The organism is Microbacterium sp. 3J1, assembly GCF_001049495.1.
In the GTDB taxonomy this organism is placed as follows: domain Bacteria; phylum Actinomycetota; class Actinomycetes; order Actinomycetales; family Microbacteriaceae; genus Microbacterium.
This window is the reverse complement of record NZ_CDWI01000011.1, coordinates 570,936-596,219: the sequence shown is the minus strand read 5'-3', so window position 1 is coordinate 596,219 and position 25,284 is coordinate 570,936. Positions and strand designations below refer to the sequence as shown.

The following is a 25,284-nucleotide window of genomic DNA, read 5'->3' as shown; positions in this document are numbered from 1 at the left end:
CAAGTAACTACCGGAGGGTCTCCATCCCATGACTTCCCGTGCCGACACCGTCGTCGCACTCCGCGCCTCTGGCGTCGCCTTCGTCCTCGAGATCACCGATCCGATCCCCCGCATCCTGCACTGGGGCACGGATCTCGGAGAGCTGACCGAGTCGACGGCATCGGCCCTCGCTCTGACCGCCGGCCCGGCTCAGCTGAACAACTCACCCGACATCCCGCGAGCCTTCTCGGTGCTCCCCACCGAGTACGAGGGGTGGTCGGGCACCGCGGCGATCGCAGGCAACGCCGGTGGCCGGGGAACGACCCCGCGGCCGCGGCTCGTGCGCCATGACGTGACCGTCCCGGCGCACGGTGCCGGCGGTTCGATCACGCTCGAGTTCGAGGATGCGGTCTCCGGCATCCGCACCGAGCTGCGCTATCGCCTCGACGCGCACGGGGTGCTCGCGGTGGACTCGTCCCTGGTGAGGGAGGCCGCGCTGAGCCCCCGGATCGGATCGACCGCGTACTCTCTCGACGGCGTGCTCGCGCTGATGCCGCTCCCGGAGCGTGCGACCGAGATCCTCGACTTCACCGGAAAGTGGTGCCGCGAGCGCTCGCCGCAGCGGACGCCGTTCGGATTCGGGACGCACCTGCGCGCGGCGTACCGCGGCAAGCCCGGCCACGACTCCCCGTTCCTCGTCGCGACCGGCACGGCGGGGTTCGGTTTCGGGCACGGCGAGATCTGGGCGGTCCACCTCGCGTGGAGCGGCGACCAGCGCTACCTCGCCGAGCGCCTCACCGAGGGAGCCGGCGCCTTCTCGTCGGTGCTCGGCGCGGGCGAGGGCCTGCATTCCGGCGAGATCATCCTCCACGACGGCGATCGTTACGACGCTCCCACCGCGCTGTTCGTGTGGGCTGACAACGGACTCGACGGGGTCACCGACCGCCTGCATCGACGCCTGCGCGCACGCCCCACGCATCCGAGAAGGCCGCGTCCCCTCGTCCTCAACACCTGGGAGGCGGTCTACTTCGACCACGATCTCGAGCGCCTCACCGCCCTGATCGAGAAGGCCTCCGAGGTCGGCGTCGAGCGCATCGTCCTGGACGACGGGTGGTTCCGAGGCCGTCGCGAGGCGGATGCCGGGCTCGGAGACTGGTACGTCGACGGCGATGTCTGGCCGCAGGGCCTCGGCCCGCTCGCCGATGTCGTCCGCTCCCACGGGATGCAATTCGGGCTGTGGGTCGAGCCGGAGATGATCAACCTCGACTCCGACCTCGCCCGCGCGCACCCCGACTGGGTGCTGGGCCCGGCCGAGGGACTGGGACCGGAGTCACGGAACCAGCACGTCCTGGACATCGCGCGACCCGATGCGTACGCGTACCTGCTCGAGCGCATCGACGGTCTCGTGGCCGAGCATTCGATCGACTATCTCAAATGGGACCACAACCGCGACCTCCTCGAGGCCGTCGCCCGTGGCGACGACGGAGACCGGCCGAGCGTGCATCGTCAGACGCTCGCCCTCTACCGGCTGCTCGACGAACTGCGTCTGCGGCATCCGGGGCTCGAGATCGAGACCTGTTCGGGCGGCGGAGGGCGCATCGACCTCGGCATCCTCGACCGCACCGACCGCGTGTGGGCCTCGGACTGCAACGACCCCGTCGAGCGGGTGCAGATCGAGCGCTGGACGAGAACCGTCGTGCCGCCGGAGCTCATCGGCTCGCACCTCGGCGCCGCGCGCTCCCACACGACCGCCCGGAACACCGACCTGTCCTTCCGCCTGGTCACCGCCCTCACCGCGCACGCCGGCATCGAGCAGGACCTGACCGCAGTGGACGAGGCGGAGCTCGCCGTGATCGCACACTGGGCGTCGCTGTACCGCGAGTTCCGCGGCCTTCTGCACACCGGCCGGGTGGTGAACGGCGATCTGGCGGACGACGCGACCGCCCTCACCGGCATCGTCGCGCAGGACGGTTCGGCGGCGCTCTACACGTGGAGTCGATTCGTCACATCGTCCGCGGGTCAGTCCGGACGCATCCGCATTCCCGGGCTCGATCCCGCGTCGGCGTACGACGTCGTCGTCCGCGAGGACCTCGGACGCGCGAGCAGGCACCAGGGCGACGACCCGGCATGGGTGACCGCGGCCGTCGCCGGGCCCGTGCGTCTCTCCGGCTCGGTCCTGACACAGGCGGGCGTTCCGCTGCCGACTCTCAACCCGCAGCAGGCGATGCTCATCGACGTGCGCCGCGCGAACGCCTGAGCCCGACCCGTGAGCCACCCGACCCATCGCATCCCATCCCATCCCATCCCATCCCATCCCCGACAGAGCAGTCGAACGAGAGGAACATGATGAGCACTCACCGTCCCAGACGGCGCGCCGCACGGATCACGGCGGCCCTCGCCGCCACCGCGCTCGCGCTGACACTCGCACCGGGCGCCGCCTGGGCGACGACGCCCGCGCCCGCGCCGACCGAGGCGCCCGCACCGGAGCCCTCGACGCCACCGGAGGAGGTGTCTCCCGGCAGCGAGGAGGTCGAGGAGCCTGCGCCGCCCCCCGCTGAGACCCCTGCGCCCGAGACCCCTGCACCCGAGACGCCCACGGCGCCGACGCCGCAGACCGAGCCCGACGATGCCGCACGCGATGCCGCACCGCCACGGAACGGCGAAGACGGCATCTCCGAGCTCTCCACGAAGCCGTACATGGGGTGGAGCAGCTACAGCATGCAGGTCTACGAGGGCGGCCAGTGGATCACGGCCGACCAGATCATCGCCCAGTCCGACGCCATGCACGACACGCTGCAGGAGTACGGGTACGAGTACATCAACATCGACGCGGGGTGGAACGGCGGTCAGGACGAGTACGGTCGCCCGATCCCGAGCGCGACGCTGTATCCCGACGGCCTCGACGCCGTGATCGACCACATCCACGACAACGGCCAGAAGGTCGGCCTCTACCTCATCCCCGGCATGAGCCTGGAGACCGCGCAGAAGGCTCTCCCCGTCTACGGCGCTCCCGGGTGCACGACCGAGAACCGCTCGAGCAGCCTCTCCAGCAGGGCGACTACTGGGGGTTCGGCTACCGCCTGGACTTCGACAACCCCTGCACCACGAAGTACATCGACTCGATCGCCGACCTGCTCGGCGAGTGGGGTGTGGACTTCATCAAGTTCGACAGCGTCACCCCCGGATCCGGAGTGAGCGATCTGTCGATGGATGCTCGCGAAGAGGTCGCCGCGTGGTCGCAGGCGCTCGAGCGCAACGACATCTGGTTCGAGCTCTCGTGGGCGGTGGACATCGAGTACGCCGACTACTGGAAGCAGCACGCCGACGGGTGGCGGATCGACTGGGACGTCGAGTGCTATTGCGGTGACGAGGCCCTGACCACCTGGGAGAACGTCGCCCGACTGTTCCCGCGGCTCGCCGACTGGTGGCGCCACGCAGGACCCGCCGGCTGGAACGACCTCGACTCCCTCAACGTCGGGAACGGCCGGATGGACGGCCTGACGAAGGATGAGCGCCGCACCGCCGCCACGCTCTGGGCCACCGCGGCCGCCCCCTTCTACCTGGGCAACGACCTCACGGACCTCGACGAGTACGGGCTCGAGCTCGTGACGAACGAGGAGGTCATCGCGGTCAACCAGGCAGGTGTGCCGGCGCGACCCGTCTCGACGGCCACCAAGCACCAGGTCTGGTACGCGCTCAACCCCGACGGCACCTACACGGTGGCGCTCTACAACCTCGGTCGCGCGGATGCGGACATCACCGTGAACTGGTCGGACATCGGACTCGACGGCTCGGCGAAGGTCCGCGACCTCTGGGCCGGCAAGAACCTCGGGAGCGCCGACGGCGGCTTCACCGCCGAGAGCGTGCCGATCCACGGCGTCCGGCTCCTCAAGGTCACGCCCGAGAAGCAGTCCGTGATCACGGTCAATGACGACGCCCTCCGGGTGGCGTACGACGGAGAGTGGGTTCGCAACTCCGGCTACGAGGTCGCCGCGACGTCGCAGCCGTTCACCGTCGCGGTCACGGACACGCCGGGTGGGGGCACTCCGGCGCCGCCCGCGACGGGGCTGCAGGTGACCCTGAACGACGACGACCCGCGGATCGCCTACAGCGGCTCATGGGGTGACAGCAACAACCGCGGGCTCGGCGATCACGCAGACGACGTGCACTACGCCGAGGCGAACGGCGCGGCCTTCGAGTACACCTTCCAGGGAACCGGCATCCAGTACGTCACCGAGAAGCACGAGTCGCAGGGCGATGTGGAGATCTATCTCGACGGACAGCTCGTCGACACGGTGAGCACATACCTCGCGCCGGCCGACGGTCGCATCTCGCAGCAGGTCGTGTACGACGTGTCGGACCTCCCCTCCGGCAGCCACACCCTGCGCGTGGTGAAGAAGTCGGGATCGTTCATGCTGCTCGACAAGCTGGTGGTCACACTGGACAGCCTGCTGAGCAGCACGTCCGGAGCGTTCAACAAGGCGGCTCCTGCGGACATCGCGGTCGACGTGCTCCGTGACCCGAGCCAGTTCACGTCGATCAGCGTGGCAGGCGAGACCCTGGTGCGCGACACGGACTACACCGTCTCCGGCAGCACGGTGACCCTGTCCTCGGGGTACCTCGCGACCCTGGCGGTCGGCGACGCGACGCTGGAGTTCGGTTTCGTCGGCGATCACCTGGGCGACGTCCACGCCGTGACGGCCGACGGCGACTCGGTGTCGTTGACGTTCCGCGGGACCGCCGTGTCGTGGATCGCGCCGAAGGGACCGGACCAGGGCACCGTCGATGTCTTCATCGACGGCAAGAAGGTCGAGACCGTGGACACGAACCACGGATCCCGCGTCTCGAACGAGGTGCTCTTCTCTATCTCAGGCCTCAAGGACAAGGAGCACACGATCGAGATCGTGAAGGCGTCTGGCGACGTGCTGCGCACCGACGTGTTCCAGTACACGGTCAAGAAGGCGGGCTGAGAGGGTGCGGGGCGGATCCGAGCGGTCCGCCCCGCACCCCCTGGCCCGTGTCGGCGGCCGGGCGCATACTCGGCGTCATGGACATCACACTCGCGCAACCGGCGGGGCTCGTCGTCAGCCCCGCGTTCAGTCATGTGGCCGTCGTCCCTCCCGGCGCCACCACCGTCTACGTCGGCGGCCAGAACGGCGTCGACGACACCGGAGCCGTCGTGTCGACCGATGCCGGAGAGCAGGCCGTGCGCGCGGTGGAGAACGCCCGCATCGCGCTCGAATCCGTCGGTGTCGGCCTCGACGACGTCATCAGCTGGACGCTCTTCATCCACCAGGACGCCGACCTCGGTGCCGCCTACGGAGCCGTGGCCTCGCTGCTGGCGCGTGACGGCGCACCGCCGCTGGTGACGGCGGCTCTGGTCGCTGGTCTCGCGGTGCCGGGCGCGGTCATCGAGGTCAGTGCGATCGCCGCCGTCATCCGGGAGTGATGTCCGGCGTCAGATCCGTCCGCGTACGGGAGTGCGCTCGACCGGGTCGCCGCCCTCCGGCATGGCCATCTCGGCCCGCACACCGAGCAGTCTGACCTCGCGCTCCCGGTCGAGCGTCGCGCCGAGGGCGACGGCCGCCGCGACCACATCGCCCCTGCTGGTCGTCGGAGCGTCGAGCTTGCGACCGAAGGTCTTCGTCTCGAACGGCGCGTAGCGCACCTTGAGGTGCACGCGCACCACCGGGCGGCCCTCGGCGGCGCAGTCGTCGAACGCCTGGCCGGCGAGCTCGACGAGCGCCCGCTCCACCTGCTCCACGGTCGTGAGGTTCTGCTGGTAGGTGGTCTCGCGGCTGTGGCTCCGCGCCACCCACGGTGAATCGTCGACCACCGCCGGCCCGACCCCGGAGCCGAGCTCCCGATACCAGACGCCCATCTTCGGTCCGAACTCCGCCACCAGCCGCGTCTCGTCGGCATCGGCCAGCTCGCGGACGGACGTGATCCCCTGGGAGGCGAGTCGTTTCTGCACCTTGGGGCCGATTCCCCACAGGTCACGGGTCGACTTCTCCCCCATGACCGCGAACCAGTTGTCGCGGGTGAGCCGGAACACGCCGCGCGGCTTGCCGAACTCGGTCGCGATCTTGGCCCGCACCTTGTTGTCGCCGACGCCGACGGAGCAGTGGAGCCCGGTGGCCGCGAGCACGGCGGCCTGTGCGGACCGCGCGACCTCCTCGGGGTCGTCCGTGGTCACGCCGAGGAAGCACTCGTCCCAGCCGATGACCTCCAGCACGATGCCCGGCAGCGCGCGCAGGGCCGACATGACGCGGTCCGATGCCTCCTCGTACGCGGCGTGATCGACCGGCAGGAAGACGGCGTCCTCCGGCGCCTTGCGTGCCGCGATCTTGAGCGGCATCCCCGATCCGATGCCGAAGACCCGCGCCTCGTACGACGCCGTCGAGACGACCGCACGCTCGGTGGGGTCACCCCGACCGCCGACGATCACGGGCAGGCCGGCCAGCTCGGGCCGTCGCAGGACCTCCACGGCGGCGATGAACTGGTCCATGTCCACGTGCAGCACCCAGTCGGCCATGCACCGAGTCTGCCGGGAGCCACCGCCCGGTGTCATCCCCTTGCGGGCGATGCGCCCGGGAGTCAGGCGACCGCGACGCCGATCGCGGTCGCGATGACGGCGAGAAGCGGGAGCGTGCCCTGCATCAGGGCTGCTCGGGCCTTCGTGCGGTCCGACAGGACGAGCACGAGAGCCGCCGCCAGCATCATCCCGGTTCCCGCGAAGACGAGGGTGAGGCCGACGGTCTGCAGGCCGATGATGACGAATCCGACACCGAGGAGGGCGGTCAGCGCGAGGAAGAGGTTGTAGAAGCCCTGGTTGAACGCGAGCTGCTTCATGGTCACGGCATCCGCCTCGCTGGCGACGCCGAAGATCTTCCTCGTCTCCGGCTCCGTCCACTTGAGCGACTCCAGCGCGAAGATGAAGACGTGGAAGGCGGCGGCGGCCGCTGCGAGGACGAGTCCGACGATGAGCATGTGTCGATCGTACCGACCGGCCGCGCCACGACCGGGAGCTCAGACGAGGAAGATCGGCAGCAGTCCGGGGTTGTGAGCGTGCACCAGCACGCCGAAGACGACCGCGTCGAACAGCAGATGCACCGTGACGACATAGGCGAGGGAGTGCGTGCGCAGGAAGATGAATCCCTGCAGGAGCGCGAACGGGATCGTCAGCAGCGGGCCCCACTCGCGGTAGCCGAGCTCCCAGAGGAAGGACACGAACACGACAGCCTGGAGCAGGTTGGCCACGGCATCCGGGAAGTGCCGGCGGAGCAGTGCGAACACCGTGCAGATGAAGAAGAGCTCATCCCAGATTCCGACCGCGCCGACACCCACGAAGAGCCGCGCGATGAGATCGGGCGTGTCGACCACCGGCCAGTTCTGGTACACGCCGCTGGTGATGAAGTAGAACGGCAGGATCAGCCATCCGAGCAGGAGGACGGCCGCGAGCCAGCCCCACTGGAGCCTCCCCCAACGCCGATGTGCCCGCCACGGGAAGCTGATCGCGCGGTCCTTGAAGGCGAACCGCGACACGAGGTAGGGCACCGCCACCGCTCCGCCGAGCGCGAGGGTGAAGCGCAGCATCGCCAGGTTGTCGAGCTCGGCAGCCAGAGGGATGATGCTGACGATCAGCAGGCCCAGGGCGATCAGGGCGAGATCGCGGGTCAACGAGGGCTGGCGGCGGGCGCCCCCGACCGGCGATGTCCCCGGTCGAGCGTCGCCACCCGCGGCCCCAACGACCCCTGGCGACCGACCGCGTTCGACCACCCAGGCCGAGCCGACGCCGAGCGCCAGGAGCAGCCAGCCGAGCCACGCCGTCTCGAGCACGAAGAACGCCGGGGCCGCCGCACACACCAGCACCGCGGGCACGAGCTCGATGCGCACACCCGTGGCGCGGCCGAGGTCGGTCATCCGCGGGGCTTCCGCCGGTAGACGAGGTCGCGGATGTCGCGTCCCTTGGCGATCCCCTTGCGCTCGAAGGCGGTCATGACGCGTCCGTCGAAGCGCTCCGCCCACTCGCCGTCGAAGGCGCGCTCGAAGTGCGGATCCTCGTCGAGGACCTCGCGCATCTGCAGCGCGTAGTCCTCCCAGTCGGTGGCGAGCCTGAGCAGACCTCCGTCACGGAGAGCCCGCGCCGCCGATGCGCCGAAGCCGGTGCGGACGAGCCGTCGCTTGGTGTGCTTCTTCTTGTGCCACGGATCGGGGAAGAAGATCCACACCTCCGCCGCCGCCTCCTCAGGCAGGTAGGAGGAGAGGACCTCGGGGGCGTTCGCCTCCACGACCCGCATGTTGCGCGCACCCTCGCGATCGGCGTCGAGCATCGTCCGTGCGAGGCCGGCCCGGAAGACCTCGACCGCGAGGAAGTCGTCGTCGGGGCGCGACGATGCGGCCGCCACGATCGCATGCCCCTGCCCCGAGCCGATCTCGACGTACAGGTCTGCCTCCCGGCCGTACTCGACGGTCGGGACGAGCCGCGCCTCGGGGTGCACGGAGGTCCACGCGACGTCACGGGGAACGTCGAGGAGGTAGTGCGGGCCGAGCTCGTCGAAGGCGCGCTCCTGCGCATCGGACATCCGGCCGCTGCGGCGTACGAAGGACACCGGTTCGTCACGGAAGGTACGGGGTTCGGGCATGTTCCCAGGGTAGTCGGCGGTCTCTCGCGCCGCCGACGGCGGGGTCAGGATGCCGGAGCCGTGACGAAGTCGATGAGCTCCTCCACCCGTCCCAGCAGCGCGGGCTCGAGATCACGGTATGTGTGCACCTTCGAGAGGATGTGCTGCCAGGCCCTGGCCGTGTCGGCCTGGGTCTCGTGCGGCCAGCCGAGAGCACGGCAGACTCCGGTCTTCCAGTCGGTGCCGCGCGGGATCTCCGGCCATCTCGCGATCCCCAGGGCGCGCGGGGTGACGCACTGCCAGACGTCCACGAACGGGTGCCCGACGATGCGGATGTGCCGGCCGTGCGGTCCGCGGGCGACGGCTTCGGCGATCCTCGTCTCCTTCGAGCCGGTGACCAGGTGGTCGACGAGCACCCCGTAGCGACGAGTGGCGCTCGGAGGCTCCGCGGCGAGCAGCTCGTCGAGGAGGTCGACGCCCTGGAGGAACTCGACCACCACTCCTTCGACGCGGAGGTCGGCGCCCCACACCTTCTCGACCAGTTCTGCGTCGTGCTTGCCCTCGACGAGGATGCGGCTCGGTAGCGCGACCCGCGCCCGCTGCTCGCCCACGGCGAACGATCCGGATGCCGTGCGCCTCGGTCCCTGCGTCCTGGCCGCCGGAACGGAGAGCCGCACCGGCGATCCGTCGATGAGGAACCCGCCGCCCAGGGGGAACAGCCGCTTGCGTCCGCGTCTGTCCTCGAGCTCGACGGTACCGCCCTGCACCCGGGTGACGGCACCGCAGAAGCCGTCGTCGGCGACCTCGACGACGAGGTCGAGTTCGGCGGGCACCTGAGGAACCGGCTTCGCGGCCCGCTCGCGCCAGCCCGCCGCGAGCACATCCGATCCGTACCTGTCGTCCATGCCCTCCAGCGTATGTGTCTCCGCTGAGGGCGAACGGCGATCAGCGCGCTGAAGCTGTCGCGTGTCGGACTCTGTGCATAGACTCGTGCCATGGGGCGGCTGTCTGTCAGAGGTAACACGATGAAGACTCGGTGGCTCACGCTGACCGCGGTCGTGGCGGCTGCGGCGGTCGGAGTGCTGTCCGCGTCATCGGCCTCGGCGACCGACCCGGTCACGCTCGACGCCGGATATGTGACGGACGACGCCGGGGCGCTCAGCTCCTCCGAGAAGGCCGCCGTCGAGTCGCGGCTCCAGACCCTCACCGAGAATTCGAACGCCGACCTCTTCGTCGTTCTCGTCGACGAGTTCACCTCGCCCTCCGACAACGTCGGATGGGCAGACACCGTCGCCGAGAACAACAACCTCGGTCCCGAGCAGTACCTGCTCGCGATCGCGGTCGAAGGGCGCAGCTACTACATCTCGGCCGCCGCCGGCGGGCCGCTCAGCGACGGGAAGCTCGACGACGTCGAGGAGAAGATCCAGCCGCTCCTGGCGCAGGACGACTGGGACGGCGCGATCCTCCTCGCGGCAGACGAGATACAGGGCGACGGCGGGGCCGGCGCGATCCGGGCGACGCTCATCGTCGCGGGGATCATCGCCGCGGGCCTGATCCTCTGGCTGGTGATCGCTCTGGTCCGGCGATCGCGTCGTGCCGCCGAGATCCGACGTCGGGGTGCGATGCCGGAGACCCCCGACCCCGACGACCCCTTCTCCACCCTTACCGACGATCAGGTGCAGACCAGGGCGGGTGCCGCTCTCGTGCAGGCCGACGACGCGATCACCTCGAGCCGCGAGGAGCTCGGCTTCGCCGTCGCCCAGTTCGGAGAGGCGGCGACGTCCGAGTTCAGCGGCGCCGTCGAGGCCGCCGAGGCGAAGATGGCCGAGGCGTTCGACCTCAAGCAGAAGCTCGACGACGAAGTCGAGGACACGGTCTTCGACCGCCGCGCCTGGCACATCCGGATCATCGGCCTCTGCGACGAGATCGACGACATCCTCGATGAGAACACCGAGGCGTTCGACGCCCTGCGCAAGCTGCAGGAGAACGCTCCGCAGGAGCTCGAGCGGGTGCGCAGGGAGCGACAGGCGCTCGAGCCCTTGCTCACCGACGCTCCGCAGCAGCTGGCGGCGCTCTCCGCGGAGTACGACCCGGCGGCGCTCAGTACGATCGCCGACAATCCTGCTCAGGCGGAGGAACGAGCGGCGCTGGCTGATCGCGCGATCGGTGCGGCGGCGCAGGCCCTCGCCGCCGGCCGCTCCGGAGAGGCCGCATTCGCGATCCGCACCGCCGAGCAGTCCGTGGCGCAGGCGACCCAGCTCATCCAGGCGATCGGCGCGCTGGGGGGCGAGCTCTCGGCCATCGAGGCGCAGGCGCAGTCGCTGGTCGCCGAACTGCAGGCCGACCTCGTCACGGCACAGCGGATCCCCGACGTCGGAGGGGTGATCGCGACGGCCGCCGCCGCCACGACTCAGCAACTGCAGCGCGCCCAGGCCCATCTCGCGGGCGCGTCGCGGAGTCCGCAGCTCGTGCTCGAGGCCCTCACCGCCGCCAACGCGCAGATCGACGGAGCCATCGCCCAGGGGACCCAGGCCGTGGAACGCGCGCGCCGGGTCCAGCAGATGCTCGAGCAGACCCTGTCGCAGGCCGGCTCCGAGATCCGGGCTGCCCGAGACTTCATCGAGACGCGTCGCGGCACCGTCGGCTCGACCGCACGCACGCGACTGTCGCAGGCCGAGGCGACGCTGACGCGCGCGCTCGACCTGCGTGCGTCCGACCCCGACGCCGCATTGACCGACGCCGGCCGCGCCCTCGACCTCGCACGTCAGGCCACGGCGTCGGCGCAGGCCGACGTGACCGCGATGAGCCCGAGCCGATACGAGAGCGACGGCTGGGGCGGCGGTGGCATCTTCGGCGGCAGCTCCGGCGGATCGGGCCTGGGCGGTGACATCCTCGGCGGCATCATCGGCGGACTCCTGTCCGGCGGTGGAGGCGGCGGAGGCTCGTCACGGAGCAGCAGCTGGCGCTCGAGCGGCGGCGGCGGATTCCGCAGCTCCGGTTTCGGCGGCGGCAGCCGCTCCAGCGGTCGCAGCGGCCGTTCCGGAGGAGGACGCTTCTGACTCCCCCCGCGACCACTCACAGACCTCGACTACGACCCTCTGAAAGGAACAACGCATGACCAAGCAGTCCATCTTCGGACGTATCTCGACCCTCGTCCGCGCGAACATCAACTCGCTCCTGGACTCTGCGGAAGACCCGCAGAAGATGATCGACCAGCTCGTTCGCGACTACACGAACAGCATCTCCGACGCCGAGTCCGCGATCGCCGAGACCATCGGCAACCTGCGCCTGCTCGAGCGCGACCACGAAGAGGACGTCCAGGCGGCCACCGAGTGGGGCAACAAGGCCCTCGCCGCGAGCCGCAAGGCCGACGAGATGCGCTCCAGCGGCAACGCGGCTGACGCCGACAAGTTCGACAGCCTCGCCAAGATCGCCCTGCAGCGTCAGATCAGCGCGGAGCGCGAGGCCACGGGCGCCGAGCCGCAGATCGCCGCGCAGACCGAGATCGTCGACAAGCTGAAGACCGGCCTCAACGGTATGAAAGACAAGCTGGGCGAGCTGAAGAACAAGCGCAGCGAGCTCCTCGCCCGTGCCAAGGTCGCCGAGGCGCAGACCAAGGTGCAGGATGCGGTGTCGTCGATCAACGTGCTCGATCCCACCAGCGAGCTGGGCCGGTTCGAAGACAAGGTCCGCCGCCAGGAGGCCCTCGCACAGGGCAAGGCGGAGCTCGCGGCCTCCAGCCTCGACGCGCAGTTCGAGAGCCTCGAGGACCTCGGGGAGCTCACCGAGGTCGAGGCTCGCCTCGCCGAGCTGAAGGCCGGAGGCTCCGCGCCTCGCCAGGCCATCGAAGGCTCCTGAACCACCCGCGGATGCCCCGGACACACCTCGTCCGGGGCATCCGCTCGTTCGTAGTTGGAGGCACTCATGGTGCGATTCCTCGTGGTTCCGCAGTGGCAGGGCTCCCCCGCCGCCCGGGCGATGCTGCTGATGGACGGCGCATCGGCGATCGCGGGTGATCTCCCGCGCGCCGCGACATCGGTGCTCGACGTGCCGATCGAAGCCGGGGAGTCCCTCGGCACGGGTGTCCGCCGGCTCAGCGCACTCCTGCGCACCCGCGAGCTCGTCGCCGAGAGCATGACGACCGACACGGTCGTGATCGGCGGCGACTGCAGCGTCACCGTGGCTGCGCTGGCATCCCTCCCCGGCGGCACCGACGACCTCGCTGTCGTGTGGTGCGATGCGCACGGCGACATGCACACTCCCGAGACGTCCCCCTCCGGAGCCTTCTCGGGCATGGCTCTTCGCGCCGTACTGGGTGAGGGCGAACCGCAGCTCGCGCTCTCCCCCGCCATCCCCCGCGACCGGATCGTCACGGTCGGTCTGAGGAACCTCGACGATGCCGAGGTCACGGCGACCGAGGACCTGCGCGGGCTGACGGTGGAGGACCTCGACGATCCCGACGCACTGGCCGACGCCGTGGCCGCCACCGGGGCGGCACGGGTGTGGGTGCACATCGACGTGGACGTCCTCGATCCGGCCGCCATCACAGGGGTCTCCTCTCCCGCGCCGTTCGGCCTCGCGCCTGCCGCCCTCAGCGCGGCCATCCGCGCTCTTCGGCACCGCGTCCCCTTGGCGGGCGCGACGATCGCCGGGTTCGCCCCGCGCACCCCCGCCGACGCGGTCGACGACCTCGGTGCGCTGCTCCGTCTCGTCGGAGCCGTCGCATGACACACGACTGGCGTCCCGCGGCGGAGCAGGCGCTCACCCGCGGAAGACGACTCGATCGCCGCATCCCCTCGTTCCTGCTGCGGTCTCCCGTCAGCCGCGCCGGCTATTGGTGGGGCACGGCGGTCGGATGGATCTGGGGCTCGCTGTGGAGCACAGGCCCCGTCGAGCGTCGCAACGGGCTCTGGGTGTTCCAGGGAATGCCGAACTGGACCTTCAACAGGGGCGGCGTGTGCGTCGGCGGATGCTTCCTCACCGGCTCTCGTCGTCCGTCAGACGCGGTGCTGCGGCACGAAGCCGTGCACAAGGAGCAGTGGCTGCGGTACGGCGCCCTGATGCCGGTGCTCTATCTCTTCGCCGGACGCGACCCTCTGCGCAACCGCTTCGAGATCGAAGCGGGACTCGAAGACGGGAACTACGTGCGACGCGCCGACGGTCAGCGGTCGGCGGGGAGCAGTCCGAAGCGCTCCGGCGCGTAGATCCGGCTCGCGCTGACGTCGAGGCTGCCCGTGAGGTGCTCGACGATGTCTGCGGTCCCGAGGAATCCGCCGAGCAGGGTGACCCGCGTCTCGAATTCGTCGTCGCAGAGCATCTCGTCGGCCCAGGCGCAGGTCGCGCGGGACAGGGCCTGACCCGGCGCGCACGAGCGCCCGGTGCCGGGAGCGCCGGAGCGGTCCCCGCGAGCGAGCCACGTGACGGTCATCCTCGCGGGAGCATCGATCACACCGATGTCCGACTTCTCGGGGACCTCGATGAAGATACGACCGGAGGCGCACAGCGGAAGCGTCGCCAGGAACGCCTCGAGTTCGGCCAGGGAGTTCTCGTCCGCGGTGACCAGATTGTGCGCACGACGACGCGCTGCGCGACGCTCAGCGCGCGTGCTGCGGGTTTCGAGGGAGGTGCTCATCGTGCCTCCATCGTACACCAGAAGAAGGGTTGCCTAACCTTGCTGAACCGAATCGCTCGGTTCGACGAGAGTGTCTCGCAGGGCGGTCAGCTCGGCGTCGGTCATCCCGTTCGCGCGCAGATATCCGGCAGCGGACCCCCAGCGCTCGTCGACCTGCTCCAGGAGTGCGCGCATCACCGGCGCCGGCGACTGCGTCGCGAGAGCTGCTGCGTGCACGGCGTCAGGATGCCGATCCCGGAGATAGGCGAGGATCCGGCGCGACCGCTCCGGAGGCAGCTGCGACTCGGTGAGCGCATAGTCCTCGATGATCGCTTCTCGATCCGCGCCGACGGCTGCGAGCGCGAGGGCGACCGTGACCCCCGTCCGGTCCTTCCCCACCGTGCAATGGATGAGGGTGGGCTCGCCCTCCGCGATGATCCGAATGGCCGCGACGAGCCGCTCCGCGCTCTCTTCGAGGAGGTGGAGGTAGAGGTCGTCCAGGCTCGTGTCCGCTTCGAAGAACGACCGCACCGAACCGAGGAAGAGCGGGAGATGCGTGGTATCCGGCCCTTCGATCTCCGTCGGCTCTGCGGCGACCTCCTCGCCGTCCCTGAGATCGACGATGTGGGACACTCGCTGACGCAGCTCCACCGCTCCGGCTGTCGTCACCGCGGAGAGCTGACCGGAGCGCAGCAGGACGCCCGGGCGGATGCGCCCGCCGGCCGCGGGCATGCCGCCGACGTCGCGGACGTTGTTGACCCCCTCGATGTCGAGAACGCTCATGCGCGAGCCTGCGGGACGCGCGGCGGCACGGGATAGCGCCCGGCGATCACCACGCGGTTGAACGCATTGATCGACACGCACGCCCAGCTGAGGGCTGCGTACTCCTTCTCTGTGAAGATCGCGCCGACCCGGTCGTACACGTCGTCCGAGATCCCCTCCTCGGAGATGAACGTGAACGCCTCCGCGAGCTCGAGCGCCGCCTCCTCGCGCTCACTGAACACGCCGCTCTCGCGCCACGTCGCGATCTGCATCAGGGTGTCGGTGTCGAGGCCTGCGGCGAGCGCACGGTCGACGTGGATGCGCGTGCAGAATCCGCACCCGTTGAGCTGCGAGCAGTGGATCATCACGATCTCCTTGAGGCGATCGTCGATGCCGTTCGCCGCGCAGATCTGACCGACTGTGCGCGAGAACGCGTCGAGCGCCTGGTACGCGGCCGGCTCGGTCTTGGACAGGTGCACTCGCGTCTCGCTCATGGCTCCATGATATTCCGAAGTGCAGGGTTGCTCGCGGAGAGGTGCCGTCCGGTCGGGAATGCAGAACGCTCTTCGCGAGGCGCGGATTCTGTGGTTTCTGCAACGTGAAGACCCGGTGTGGCTTGGCACACTGCTCCCGAGTTTCCGACCAGTGCTCTCTCCGGAGCAGAATGAATGCGTGGCGATCGACATCGACGAGTTCAGCTATCTCCCCGCGCAGGCCGAAACGCTGGGAGTCCCCGTGCCCCGCGTCGAGAGGATCGGGCTCGATCTCGCCGACGGGCGCCGACTCAGCGCTCTGCGCTTCGGCGACGGAACGCCGCGCATCACCCTGCTGCACGGCGCGGGACTCAACGCCCACACCTGGGACACGACTGTCCTGTCGCTCCAGCGACCCGTCCTCGCGATCGATCTCGCCGGCCATGGCGACTCCTCCTGGCGGTCCGATGTCGACTACACCCCTCGCACTCTGGCCGCCGACGTCGCGGCCGCGCTCGACGTGTGGACGGACGTGCCGCAGGTGATCGTCGGCCAGTCGCTGGGCGGGCTCACCGGTGCAGCGGTCGCGGCGGCACGGCCGGATCTCGTCGCCGAGCTCGTGGTCGTCGACATCACGCCGGGCATCGACACCTCGGCCGGCCCCGCCGCTCTTCGTGAGTTCTATGCCGGCCCCACCGACTTCGCCACCCGCGACGAACTCGTCGACCGGGCGATCTCCTTCGGTTTCGGCGGTACGCGGTCGGATACGGAGCGCGGGGTCTTCCTCAACACCCGTGTCCGCGCCGACGGGCGCGTCGAGTGGAAGCACCACTTCGCCCACCTCGCGGCGCAGGCCCTCGCGACGTCCGACGCCGCCGACCCGGCCGCGGCTCCGGTGCTCGACGGGTCGGGCTGGGAGGATCTGTTCGGCGTCTCCGCGCCGCTCACGCTCGTCAGGGCGACGCACGGATTTGTCGCCGAGGCGGATGCGGACGAGTTCGCCACCCGGCTCCCCCATACCCGCACGGTCGTGCTGCAGGCGACGCACAACGTCCAGGAGACGGCGCCGGCCGAGCTCGCCGCTCTGATCAGGGCATCCGCCGCGGCCGCGTGATTGTGACGTTCCGTTCCACATCCGCCCGCACCACCCCCGACATCCCTAGGCTCGATCCATCGGCACACAGCACCTGCCGCACCGAGAGGAAACACACCATGTTCCGACGTACGCGACGATTCGCGCTGATCTCCGCACTCGCGGCGAGCGCGGTCATCCTCAGCGCCTGCTCCGGCACCGCGGAGCCCGAGGCGACGACGCCGATCGGCGAACCCGACCCCGACGCCGCACTCCAGGTGGGATTGGTCCTCGAACCGACCAACCTCGACATCCGGCGCACGAGCGGTGCCGCACTCGAGCAGATCCTCATCGACAACATCTACGAGGGCCTGGTCACTCGCACGCCGGAGAACGAGATCGTCCCGCGGCTCGCCTCGGACTACGAGGTCTCGGACGACGGACTCACCTACACGTTCACGCTGAACGAGGGGATCACCTTCCACAGCGGAACCGCCCTCACCTCCGCCGACGTGGTCTCCTCTTACGAGGCGGTGCGCACCGACGCCACTCTGCAGGGCAACGCCGATTTCGCTCCCGTGGCGTCCATCACGGCGCCTGATCCGACCACGGTGCAGATCGTCCTCTCGGAGCCGAACCAGAACTTCCTCTTCTCCCTGACCGGTCCGGCCGGCCTGGTGTTCCAGACCGGCGACACCACCGACCTCAAGACGGCGGAGAACGGCACCGGCCCGTTCACCCTCACGCGGTGGAACAAGGGAAGCGCGATCACGTTCGCCCGCAACGACGCCTACTGGGGCGAGCCGGCTGGCGTGGCCGAGGTCGAGTTCCAGTACATCCCCGACTTCACGGCCGGGGTCAACACGGCACTCGACGGCGGCGTCCAGGTCCTCACGGCGGTGGACCCCAACCTCGCGCCTCAGCTCGAGGAGACCGGCGACTTCACGCTGACCACCGGCAAGACGACCGACAAGGCCACCCTCGCGTTCAACAACGCCAAGGCTCCGCTCGACGACGTGCGCGTACGCGAGGCGCTGCGCCTGGCGATCGACCACGAGGCGCTGGTCGAGGCCGTCGGATCGGGCACGACGCTGTACGGCCCGATCCCCGAGCTCGACCCCGGCTACGAGGACCTCTCCGACGTCATCTCCTACGACCCCGAGAAGGCCAAGGCACTGCTCGCCGAGGCAGGGCAGGAGGATCTCGAGCTCACCCTCACCATCCCGGGCTTCTACGGCACGACTGTCCCCAAGGTGCTCATCTCCGACTTCCAGAAGGTCGGCGTCACCCTCGAGGTCGACTCCGTCGAGTTCCCCACCTGGCTCGAGGACGTCTACACGAACAAGGACTACGACCTGAGCTTCGTGCTCCACGTCGAGCCGCGTGACCTGGGCAACTTCGCGAACCCGGACTACTACTTCGGCTACGACAACGCCGACGTGCAGTCGCTGTACACCGAGGCTCTGGCCGAGGTCGATCCCGAGAAGTCGGCAGAGCTGCTGGCGGAGGCCGCACGCATCGTCTCCGAGGACCACGCGGCCGACTGGCTCTACAACGGTGCCACAATCACCGCCGTGAGCCCGCTCGTGTCCGGCTTCCCCGAGGACTCGGTCAACTCGCGGATCGACCTCTCCGGCGTCACGGTCGCCGGCGAGAAGTGACGACGCGCACGTCGTGATCCGCTACGCGCTCGCACGAGGAGCTCTGCTCATCGCAGGGCTCCTCGTGTCGAGCGTGCTGATCTTCCTCACCCTCCGCGTGCTCCCCGGCGACGTGGCGCAGCTCATCGCGGGCACCCAGGCCTCCGCCACCGAGGTGGACGCGCTTCGCGAATCGCTGGGCCTGGATCGCCCCCTCCCCGCGCAGTACGCGGAGTGGATCGGCGGCATCTTCCGGGGCGACCTGGGCACCTCGCTGCTGTCCGGCGCCTCCGTCGGCGAGGAGCTGCTCCTCAAGTCCCAGGTGACGGTCCCCCTCGGCCTGATGTCCCTGCTCATCGCCGTGCTCATCGCCGTACCCTTCGGCATCCTCTCCGCTCTGCGTCGCGGCAGCAGGGGCGGTACCACGCTGAGCGTCGGAGCGCAGGCGCTGGCCGCCGTGCCCGTCGTCTGGGCCGGCATGATGCTGATCGTGGTGTTCTCGGTGTGGCTGGGCTGGCTCCCCCCGCAGGGATTCCCCCGCACCGGCTGGAGCACCCCGGGAGACGCGATCGAATCCCTGCTGCTCCCGGCTCTCACGATCGGCATCGTCGAGGGAGCGATGCTCATGCGCTTCGTGCGCAGCGCCACGTTGCAGGCGGCCAGCGAGGATTTCGTGCGCACGGCCGCGGCCAAGGGCCTCACCCGCACGCGGGCGCTCATCTCGCACGGCATCCCCGCTGTCGGGCTGTCGATCATCACGGTGCTCGGGTTGCAGGTCGCGGGCATCATCGTCGGATCGGTCGTCATCGAGCAGCTGTTCACCCTGCCGGGGATCGGACGGATGCTGGTCGCCGACGTCGGCACTCGGGACCTGATCAAGGTGCAGAGCGAGCTGCTCGTGCTGACCGGGTTCGTGCTCGTCGTCGGGTTCCTCGTGGATCTCCTGCACCGCGCCGTCGACCCGCGACAGAGGGAGACATGATGCCGCGCTGGTTGTCGAGGCTCTGGCGCACGTCGACCGGACGGTTCGGTCTGATCGTGGTGGCGATCGTCGCGACGGCCGCCCTCGTGTCTCTGTTCTGGACACCGTTCGATCCCCAGGAGTCCGACCTCCGCAGCCGATGGGGAACGCCCGGCTGGCCGCACCTCCTCGGCACCGACGACACCGGCCGCGACATCTTCAGCCTCCTGATGGCCGGTGCGCGCACGACGGTGTTCGTCAGCGTCGGCGCCGGGATCATCGCGACGCTGCTCGGCGTCGCCCTCGCGGCTCTCGGCGCTCTCACCGCGCGCTGGGTGCGGGAATCGGTCGCGGTCCTCGTCGACATCCTCATCGCCTTTCCGGTGCTCCTCATCGCGATGATGATCTCCTCTGTCTGGGGCGGGTCGCTCTGGGTGGTGATCTGGGCCGTCGGCATCGGCTTCGGCGTGAACATCGCGCGCGTGACACGACCGGAGCTGCGCCGGGTGCAGCGGAGCGACTTCGTGCTCGCCGCGCGCGCCTCCGGGCTCACGAGCGGTCAGAGCCTCGTACGGCACCTGCTCCCCAACGTCGCTCCGGTGTTCATCGTCCAGCTGTCGTGGTCGATGGCGGTCGCCGTCCTCGCCGAGGCCGGCCTGTCGTATCTCGGATTCGGCGCATCCGTGGTCGAGCCGAGCTGGGGGCTCCTGCTCTCAGATCTGCAGCGCTACATCGGCGTTCATCCCCTGTCGGTGATCTGGCCCGGGCTCGCGATCACGGTGACCGTTCTGGCCCTGAACCTGCTCGGCGACGGTCTCCGCGAGGCGACGGACCCGACGCTGCGCCACCGAGCCGCAGAGACCCACACCCCGGCGGTGATCGCATGAGCCTCGAAGTCGACAACCTCGTGGTCCGCATCGACGGGCGCCCCGTCGTCGACGGAGTGTCCTTCGACGTTCCGGATGGCACCCGTCTGGGGCTCATCGGAGAGTCCGGATCCGGCAAGTCCCTCACCGCCCTCGCCGTGCTGGGTCTCCTGCCCGACGGGGCAGTGGCGAGCGGCAGCATCCGCTGGAACGGCACCGAGCTCATCGGCATGCCGGATCGGGAGCTCGCGACGCTCAGGGGCGACGACGTCGGCATCGTGTTCCAGGAGCCGCGCACGGCATTGAACCCCATCCGCACGGTGGGCAGGCAGATCGCCGAGTCGATCCGCATCCACGAGGGGGTGGGCCGCCGCGAGGCGCGCGCTCGCGCTGTCCAGGAAGCGGCTCGCGTGCGCCTGCCCGATCCCTCGTCCATCGTCGATCGCTACCCGCACCAGCTCTCCGGCGGCCAGCGGCAGCGCGTCGCGATCGCCATGGCCCTCGCCTGCCGCCCTCGGCTGCTGATCGCCGACGAGCCGACCACTGCGCTGGACGTCACGATCCAGGCCGAGATCCTGACGCTTCTGCTCGGGCTCGTCGAAGAGGAGGGCATGTCCCTCGTGTTCATCACCCACGATCTCGCGGTGCTGGCCCAGGTCGCCACCGACGCGGTCGTGCTCGACGGAGGTCGGGTGATCGAGGCGGCGCCGATCAGCACTCTGCTGACCGCCCCCACGGCACCCGTGACCCAGGCCCTTCTCCGAGACGCGACCGCGACGCTCTGGCGTCCCGAGGGAGACGAGCGATGAACCTGATCGAGGCGAGGGGGCTGCAGAGGGACTTCGTCGTCCCCCGGCCGACGACATTCGGACGCGCTCGCGTGCAGACCGCTCTCGAGCCGACCGACCTCGACATCGTCGCAGGCTCCTCCGTGGGCATCATCGGCGAATCAGGGTCGGGCAAGTCGACGCTCGTCCGGCTGCTGCTGGGTCTCGACCGCCCGACGGCAGGCACCGTCGCCGTCGACGGGAGGACCGTCGACGCGGGTGCTTCGGCCAGAACGCTGCATTGGCTGCGCCGACTGACCGGCCTCGTGTTCCAGGACCCGTACGCATCGCTGGACCCGCGCATGACGGCGGGGCAGATCGTCGGAGAGCCGCTGTGGGCGCTCGACGTCGCCGGCGACCGCCGCGCGAGGGTTCTCGAGGTGCTGAGTCAGGTGGGGCTCGAGCCCGAGATGGCCGACCGCTATCCACACGAGTTCTCCGGCGGCCAACGGCAGCGGATCGCGCTCGCGCGTGCGATCGTCCACCGGCCGCGCATCCTCGTCGGCGACGAACCGCTGTCCGCGCTCGATGTCACCGTCCGCGCGCAGATCCTCGAGCTGCTGGTCGAGCTGCGCCGGACCGCCGACCTCACTCTGATCCTCGTGTCACATGACATCGGCGTGGTGCAGAACCTCTGCGACACGGTGGTGGTCATGAAAGACGGCGCGATCGTCGAACGCGGCGCGACGGCGAGCGTGCTCCGCGATCCCCGACACGACTACACCAGGGCGCTGCTGGCAGCGGTCCCGGTGATCCCCGCTCCCCCGGCCTGAGCGGCGTCAGCGCCCAGCGGACGAGCCGAACAGCTTGCGCCGGCGCACCGGCTTGAGCACGCGCTTCATGTACACGGTGCCCAGCTCACGGCCGAACTTGTGCCCGACCCGTCCCATGCGGCCCGCCTCCTCGAAGCCGAGCTTCGCGTGCAGACGGATGGAGGCGTCCGCCTTGGAGTCGCTGATCACCGCCACCATCTCGCGGATGCCGAGCTGCTCGCACGCGTCGATCAGCGCCTGCAGCAGCGCTGCGCCGAGACCTTTGCCACCCGCGCCGGGACCGAGGTAGATGGAGTCCTCGACCGTGTACCGGTAGGCGTTCTTCCCCGCCCAGGGCTGCGCGAGTGCGTAGCCGAGGACCACGCCGGACGGCGAGACCGCGACGAGGAACGGCAGCCCGAGCCTGGTCAGCAGTGCGAACTTCTCGCGCCAGTACGGGATGCTGCTGCGCCGCTCGTCGAGAGTCACGACCGAGTTGGAGACGAAGTGGTTGTAGATCTCCCTGACGTACGGGAGGTCGGTGGACCGGGCCGGCCGGATCGCGTAGGCGAAGACGTCGGGGGCCGACTGCGGCCGGAGATGGCGCGGCAGCACCCGGCGGCGATCACCGGGCTCGAACTGCATGCGATCAGCTTAGGGGGCGCTCTCCCTCGACGCGCCAGTCCACGGGAGGTGAACCGAGATCGTCGAGCAGGGCGTTGGCGCGCGAGAACGGCCGTGAGCCGAAGAATCCCCTGCTCGCGGACAGCGGCGACGGGTGCGCGGAGGCGATCACCGGGGTGTCGCCGAGGAGGGGCTGCAGGTTCGCGGCGTCCCGCCCCCAGAGGACGGCGACGAGCGGCTGCTCGCGGGCGGCGAGGGTCCGGATGGCGAGTTCCGTCACCGTCTCCCAGCCCCATCCCCGATGCGACGCCGCAGCACCGGGCCTGACGGTGAGCACCCTGTTCAACAGCAGCACCCCCTGGTCGCTCCAGGCGGTGAGATCGCCGTGGGGCGCCGGGGGGATGCCGAGATCGCTCTCGCGCTCCCGGTAGATGTTGCCGAGGCTCCGTGGGAGCGGCCGTACGTCACGGTCGACGGCGAAGGAGAGCCCGATCGGGTGCCCCGGGGTCGGGTAGGGGTCCTGTCCGGTGATGAGCACCTTGACCTCGTCGAGAGGACGCTGGAACGCCCGCAGCACGTGATCCCCGGCCGGCAGGTATCCGCGACCCGCGGCCTGCTCGGCACGCAGCCTCTCCCCCAGCGCGGAGATGACATCCTGCGCGGGGGCGAGCGCCTCTGCCCACCCCGGATCCATGAGCCCGTCGGCGGCGAGCTCGGCGAGAGTCATCGGAGGCATGGCTCAGCCGACGGGACGCACGCGCAGCGGACCGCGGGCGAGGAGGTGGTTCGCGGACTGCGCGACGGGACGCATCGTGATGAGGTCGAGGTTCACGTGGCCCGGCGCGTCGAGCGCGTAGGCGATGACGTCCGCGACGTCCTCCGCGAGCAGCGGCGCCTCGACGCCCGAGTACACGGCCTCGGCCGCGACCGAATCGCCGCCCAGGCGGTTCAGGGTGAACTCCTCGGTGTGGACCATTCCGGGTGCGATCTCGGAGACGCGGATCGGCTCGCCGTTCAGCTCGAGCCTCAGCGCGTGCACGAGCATCGCCTGCGCGGCCTTCGCCGCGTTGTATCCGCCGCCGCCCGGGTAGGCCACCTGCGCCGCGGTCGAGGTCACGAACAGCGTGTCGGCATGACCGTCCTGTGCTGCCGCACGACGCAGCAGGGGAAGCAGGCCGGCCACCAGCCGCTGACTCGACAGCACGTTGGCGTCGTACATCCACTGCCAGTCGTCGGTCGACGCATCCTCGACACGGTCGGTGCCTCGTGCCCCGCCAGCCACCTGCACGAGGGCATGGACCGGTCCCGACCGCTCGAGCTCCTGCACCAACGCCGCGACGGCATCAGGATCGGTGAGATCGCAAGAGATCGCCGACGCTCCGGTCTCCTCCGCGAGGGCGGACAGCCGGTCAGCGCGTCGGGCCACGCCGACCACCTCCCAGCCCCTGGCGCGGAGCGCACGCACCGTCGCCTTCCCGATCCCCGAGCTCGCACCGGTCACGACTGCACGCCTGATCACCATCCCTCCACCGTACGATGTTCCAGCCCGAATCGCGGGCGCACACTGTTACGTCACATTTCCCGGCCGTTGTTGACACGGAGCGATGTTCCGTACTCTCGCTGCAACGGCATCAGCCGTGTCGACCTTCCAACCGTTCAAGGGGAACACATGTCCGCACCCGAGACCTGGCGCTTCGAGACCAAGCAGATCCACTCCGGCGCAGCGCCCGACCCCGTCACCAAGGCGCGGGCCACCCCGATCTATCAGACGACGTCCTACGTCTTCGACAGCGCCGATCACGCCGCGAATCTCTTCGCCCTGGCCGAGTTCGGCAACATCTACACCCGTATCCAGAACCCCACCCAGGACGTCCTCGAACAGCGTCTGGCAGCCCTCGAGGGGGGAACCGGCGCCCTCGTCCTCGCCAGCGGCCAGGCGGCATCGACCTTCGCGGTGCTCAACATCGCCCAGGCGGGCGACCACATCGTCTCGTCGAGCTCCATCTACGGCGGCACGTACAACCTCTTCAAGTACACGCTCGCGAAGCTCGGCATCGAGGTCACCTTCGTCGAGAACCAGGACGACCCCGAGGAGTGGCGCCGCGCCGTCCGCCCGAACACCAAGCTGTTCTTCGCGGAGACGATCGGCAACCCGCAGATCAACATCCTCGACATCCGCACCGTCGCCGACGTGGCGCACGAGGGCGGCGTCCCGCTGATCGTCGACAACACGATCGCCACGCCCTACCTCATCCGCCCCTTCGAGCACGGCGCCGACATCGTCGTGCACTCGGTCACGAAGTTCCTCGGCGGACACGGCACCACGATCGGAGGCGCCATCATCGACGGCGGCTCCTTCGAGTGGTCGAAGAACGTCGATCGCTTCCCCGGCCTCACCGTTCCGGACCCCTCGTACCACGGCGCGAGCTACACCGCAGCGGTCGGAGACCCGCTGGCCTACATCATCAAGGCCCGTGTGCAGCTGCTCCGCGACCTCGGATCGGCGATCGCTCCGCAGAGCGCCTGGAACCTCATCCAGGGCATCGAGACGCTGTCGCTGCGCATCGAGCGTCACGTGCAGAACGCGCAGGAGATCGCCGAGTGGCTCGACGGTCGCGATGACGTCGCCTCGGTGAACTACTCCGGTCTACCCTCGTCGCCCTGGTACGCGAAGGCGAACGAGTACGCACCGAAGGGCGTCGGAGCGGTGCTGTCCTTCGAGCTCAAGGGCGGCGTCGAGGCGGGACGCGAGTTCGTCAACAGCCTGTCGCTGTTCAGTCACCTCGCCAACATCGGCGACGTGCGCTCGCTCGTGATCCACCCGGCGTCGACGACCCACGCGCAGCTCACGCCCGAACAGCAGCTCACCGCCGGTGTGACGCCCGGCCTCGTGCGCCTCTCCGTCGGCATCGAGAACATCGACGACCTCAAGGCCGACCTCGACCAGGCTCTCGCCGCTGCACGGCGCGTGTCGGAGGCCGCCCGCGCCTGACCGCGGAACATCGAGCGATGCCCCGGACCGGGTCCGGGGCATCGCTGCGTTCGCGGCGCACCCGGAGCGTAACGTTCGACCGACGCGGCGCGTGCCGGGCG

The 25,284-nt window shown here is 69.7% G+C and carries 26 protein-coding genes; 15 read left to right on the top strand and 11 right to left on the bottom strand.

What is annotated here, in order from left to right:
• Positions 1-28 precede the first annotated feature (28 nt).
• The 4 genes from BN2660_RS11780 (at position 29) to BN2660_RS11770 (ending at position 5,428) form a co-directional block, all read left to right on the top strand.
• Positions 29-2,236 carry an alpha-galactosidase gene (locus tag BN2660_RS11780; protein ID WP_091232061.1) on the top strand — a complete coding sequence of 736 codons (2,208 nt, stop codon included), beginning with the start codon at positions 29-31 and terminating at the stop codon, positions 2,234-2,236.
• Positions 2,237-2,325: 89 nt separating this feature from the next.
• A complete protein-coding gene (locus BN2660_RS16795; RefSeq protein ID WP_255305147.1) occupies positions 2,326-3,174 on the top strand; it encodes an alpha-amylase family protein in 849 nt (282 codons plus the stop codon).
• Entirely contained in the window at positions 3,060-4,949 is a 1,890-nt protein-coding gene (locus tag BN2660_RS11775) for a X2-like carbohydrate binding domain-containing protein (RefSeq protein WP_255305183.1), read from the top strand. Before BN2660_RS16795 ends, BN2660_RS11775 begins: the two co-directional genes overlap by 115 nt.
• Positions 4,950-5,026: 77 nt before the next feature.
• Complete coding sequence (locus BN2660_RS11770; RefSeq protein ID WP_091233627.1) at positions 5,027-5,428, top strand: RidA family protein; 402 nt, start codon at positions 5,027-5,029, stop codon at positions 5,426-5,428.
• Positions 5,429-5,437: 9 nt separating this feature from the next.
• Here the strand turns inward: BN2660_RS11770 and BN2660_RS11765 are convergent, their stop codons facing one another.
• From BN2660_RS11765 to BN2660_RS11745, 5 genes are all read right to left on the bottom strand, one after another.
• Positions 5,438-6,514, bottom strand: coding sequence for a DNA polymerase IV (locus tag BN2660_RS11765; RefSeq protein WP_091232058.1), 1,077 nt, complete (start codon positions 6,512-6,514; stop codon positions 5,438-5,440).
• Between the two features lie 62 nt (positions 6,515-6,576).
• Positions 6,577-6,969, bottom strand: coding sequence for a DUF1304 domain-containing protein (locus BN2660_RS11760; protein ID WP_091232056.1), 393 nt, complete (start codon positions 6,967-6,969; stop codon positions 6,577-6,579).
• Positions 6,970-7,008: 39 nt separating this feature from the next.
• Complete coding sequence (locus tag BN2660_RS11755) at positions 7,009-7,902, bottom strand: CPBP family intramembrane glutamic endopeptidase (protein ID WP_091232052.1); 894 nt, start codon at positions 7,900-7,902, stop codon at positions 7,009-7,011.
• Positions 7,899-8,624 (bottom strand): tRNA (guanosine(46)-N7)-methyltransferase TrmB, encoded by a 726-nt coding sequence (gene trmB / locus BN2660_RS11750; protein ID WP_091232049.1) that lies wholly within the window; start codon positions 8,622-8,624, stop codon positions 7,899-7,901. Before trmB ends, BN2660_RS11755 begins: the two co-directional genes overlap by 4 nt.
• Positions 8,625-8,668: 44 nt before the next feature.
• The gene (locus tag BN2660_RS11745; protein WP_091232046.1) at positions 8,669-9,508 is read right to left on the bottom strand and encodes a DUF3097 domain-containing protein; all 840 of its coding nucleotides are present in this window, start codon (positions 9,506-9,508) and stop codon (positions 8,669-8,671) included.
• Positions 9,509-9,628: 120 nt separating this feature from the next.
• Between BN2660_RS11745 and BN2660_RS11740 the strand changes: the two genes are divergently transcribed.
• The 4 genes from BN2660_RS11740 (at position 9,629) to BN2660_RS11725 (ending at position 13,807) form a co-directional block, all read left to right on the top strand.
• Positions 9,629-11,662 carry a TPM domain-containing protein gene (locus BN2660_RS11740; RefSeq protein ID WP_176697173.1) on the top strand — a complete coding sequence of 678 codons (2,034 nt, stop codon included), beginning with the start codon at positions 9,629-9,631 and terminating at the stop codon, positions 11,660-11,662.
• Positions 11,663-11,717: 55 nt separating this feature from the next.
• Positions 11,718-12,461, top strand: a complete 744-nt coding sequence (locus BN2660_RS11735) for a PspA/IM30 family protein (RefSeq protein WP_091232038.1) — start codon at positions 11,718-11,720, stop codon at positions 12,459-12,461.
• Positions 12,462-12,527: 66 nt separating this feature from the next.
• A complete protein-coding gene (locus tag BN2660_RS11730; RefSeq protein WP_091232034.1) occupies positions 12,528-13,331 on the top strand; it encodes an arginase family protein in 804 nt (267 codons plus the stop codon).
• On the top strand, positions 13,328-13,807 hold the full coding sequence (locus BN2660_RS11725) for a Fe-S oxidoreductase (RefSeq protein WP_091232030.1): 480 nt from the start codon (positions 13,328-13,330) through the stop codon (positions 13,805-13,807). The genes BN2660_RS11730 and BN2660_RS11725 overlap by 4 nt, the downstream gene beginning before the upstream one ends.
• Here the strand turns inward: BN2660_RS11725 and BN2660_RS11720 are convergent.
• Genes BN2660_RS11720 through BN2660_RS11710 form a run of 3 tightly spaced genes read right to left on the bottom strand, consistent with a single transcriptional unit; the run spans position 13,765 to position 15,470 of the window.
• Complete coding sequence (locus BN2660_RS11720) at positions 13,765-14,235, bottom strand: SIP domain-containing protein (protein WP_091232026.1); 471 nt, start codon at positions 14,233-14,235, stop codon at positions 13,765-13,767. The genes BN2660_RS11725 and BN2660_RS11720 overlap by 43 nt on opposite strands.
• Positions 14,236-14,268: 33 nt before the next feature.
• Positions 14,269-14,997 (bottom strand): tyrosine-protein phosphatase, encoded by a 729-nt coding sequence (locus BN2660_RS11715; RefSeq protein ID WP_091232023.1) that lies wholly within the window; start codon positions 14,995-14,997, stop codon positions 14,269-14,271.
• Entirely contained in the window at positions 14,994-15,470 is a 477-nt protein-coding gene (locus BN2660_RS11710) for a carboxymuconolactone decarboxylase family protein (RefSeq protein ID WP_091232020.1), read from the bottom strand. Before BN2660_RS11710 ends, BN2660_RS11715 begins: the two co-directional genes overlap by 4 nt.
• 178 nt (positions 15,471-15,648) lie before the next feature.
• Here BN2660_RS11710 and BN2660_RS11705 point away from each other — a divergent pair, with 178 nt between their 5' ends.
• From BN2660_RS11705 to BN2660_RS11680, 6 genes are all read left to right on the top strand, one after another.
• Complete coding sequence (locus BN2660_RS11705; protein ID WP_255305146.1) at positions 15,649-16,563, top strand: alpha/beta fold hydrolase; 915 nt, start codon at positions 15,649-15,651, stop codon at positions 16,561-16,563.
• A 98-nt stretch (positions 16,564-16,661) separates the two neighbouring features.
• On the top strand, positions 16,662-18,182 hold the full coding sequence (locus BN2660_RS11700; RefSeq protein WP_091232011.1) for an ABC transporter substrate-binding protein: 1,521 nt from the start codon (positions 16,662-16,664) through the stop codon (positions 18,180-18,182).
• Between the two features lie 13 nt (positions 18,183-18,195).
• On the top strand, positions 18,196-19,143 hold the full coding sequence (locus BN2660_RS11695; protein ID WP_091232008.1) for an ABC transporter permease: 948 nt from the start codon (positions 18,196-18,198) through the stop codon (positions 19,141-19,143).
• Positions 19,143-20,009, top strand: a complete 867-nt coding sequence (locus BN2660_RS11690) for an ABC transporter permease (protein ID WP_091232004.1) — start codon at positions 19,143-19,145, stop codon at positions 20,007-20,009. Before BN2660_RS11695 ends, BN2660_RS11690 begins: the two co-directional genes overlap by 1 nt.
• Complete coding sequence (locus tag BN2660_RS11685) at positions 20,006-20,797, top strand: ABC transporter ATP-binding protein (RefSeq protein WP_091232001.1); 792 nt, start codon at positions 20,006-20,008, stop codon at positions 20,795-20,797. Before BN2660_RS11690 ends, BN2660_RS11685 begins: the two co-directional genes overlap by 4 nt.
• On the top strand, positions 20,794-21,588 hold the full coding sequence (locus BN2660_RS11680; protein ID WP_091231998.1) for an ABC transporter ATP-binding protein: 795 nt from the start codon (positions 20,794-20,796) through the stop codon (positions 21,586-21,588). The genes BN2660_RS11685 and BN2660_RS11680 overlap by 4 nt, the downstream gene beginning before the upstream one ends.
• A gap of 6 nt (positions 21,589-21,594) precedes the next feature.
• Here BN2660_RS11680 and BN2660_RS11675 read toward each other — a convergent pair whose 3' ends face one another.
• From BN2660_RS11675 to BN2660_RS11665, 3 genes are read right to left on the bottom strand one after another with little or no spacing between them, the layout of a single operon-like run.
• Entirely contained in the window at positions 21,595-22,212 is a 618-nt protein-coding gene (locus BN2660_RS11675; protein ID WP_091231996.1) for a GNAT family N-acetyltransferase, read from the bottom strand.
• A gap of 4 nt (positions 22,213-22,216) precedes the next feature.
• Positions 22,217-22,927: a uracil-DNA glycosylase gene (locus BN2660_RS11670; RefSeq protein WP_091231993.1), complete on the bottom strand. Its 711-nt coding sequence runs from the start codon at positions 22,925-22,927 to the stop codon at positions 22,217-22,219.
• A 3-nt stretch (positions 22,928-22,930) separates the two neighbouring features.
• Positions 22,931-23,713, bottom strand: a complete 783-nt coding sequence (locus BN2660_RS11665) for an SDR family oxidoreductase (RefSeq protein ID WP_091231991.1) — start codon at positions 23,711-23,713, stop codon at positions 22,931-22,933.
• A gap of 147 nt (positions 23,714-23,860) precedes the next feature.
• Between BN2660_RS11665 and BN2660_RS11660 the strand changes: the two genes are divergently transcribed.
• Complete coding sequence (locus BN2660_RS11660) at positions 23,861-25,183, top strand: bifunctional o-acetylhomoserine/o-acetylserine sulfhydrylase (protein ID WP_091231986.1); 1,323 nt, start codon at positions 23,861-23,863, stop codon at positions 25,181-25,183.
• Positions 25,184-25,284 lie beyond the last annotated feature (101 nt).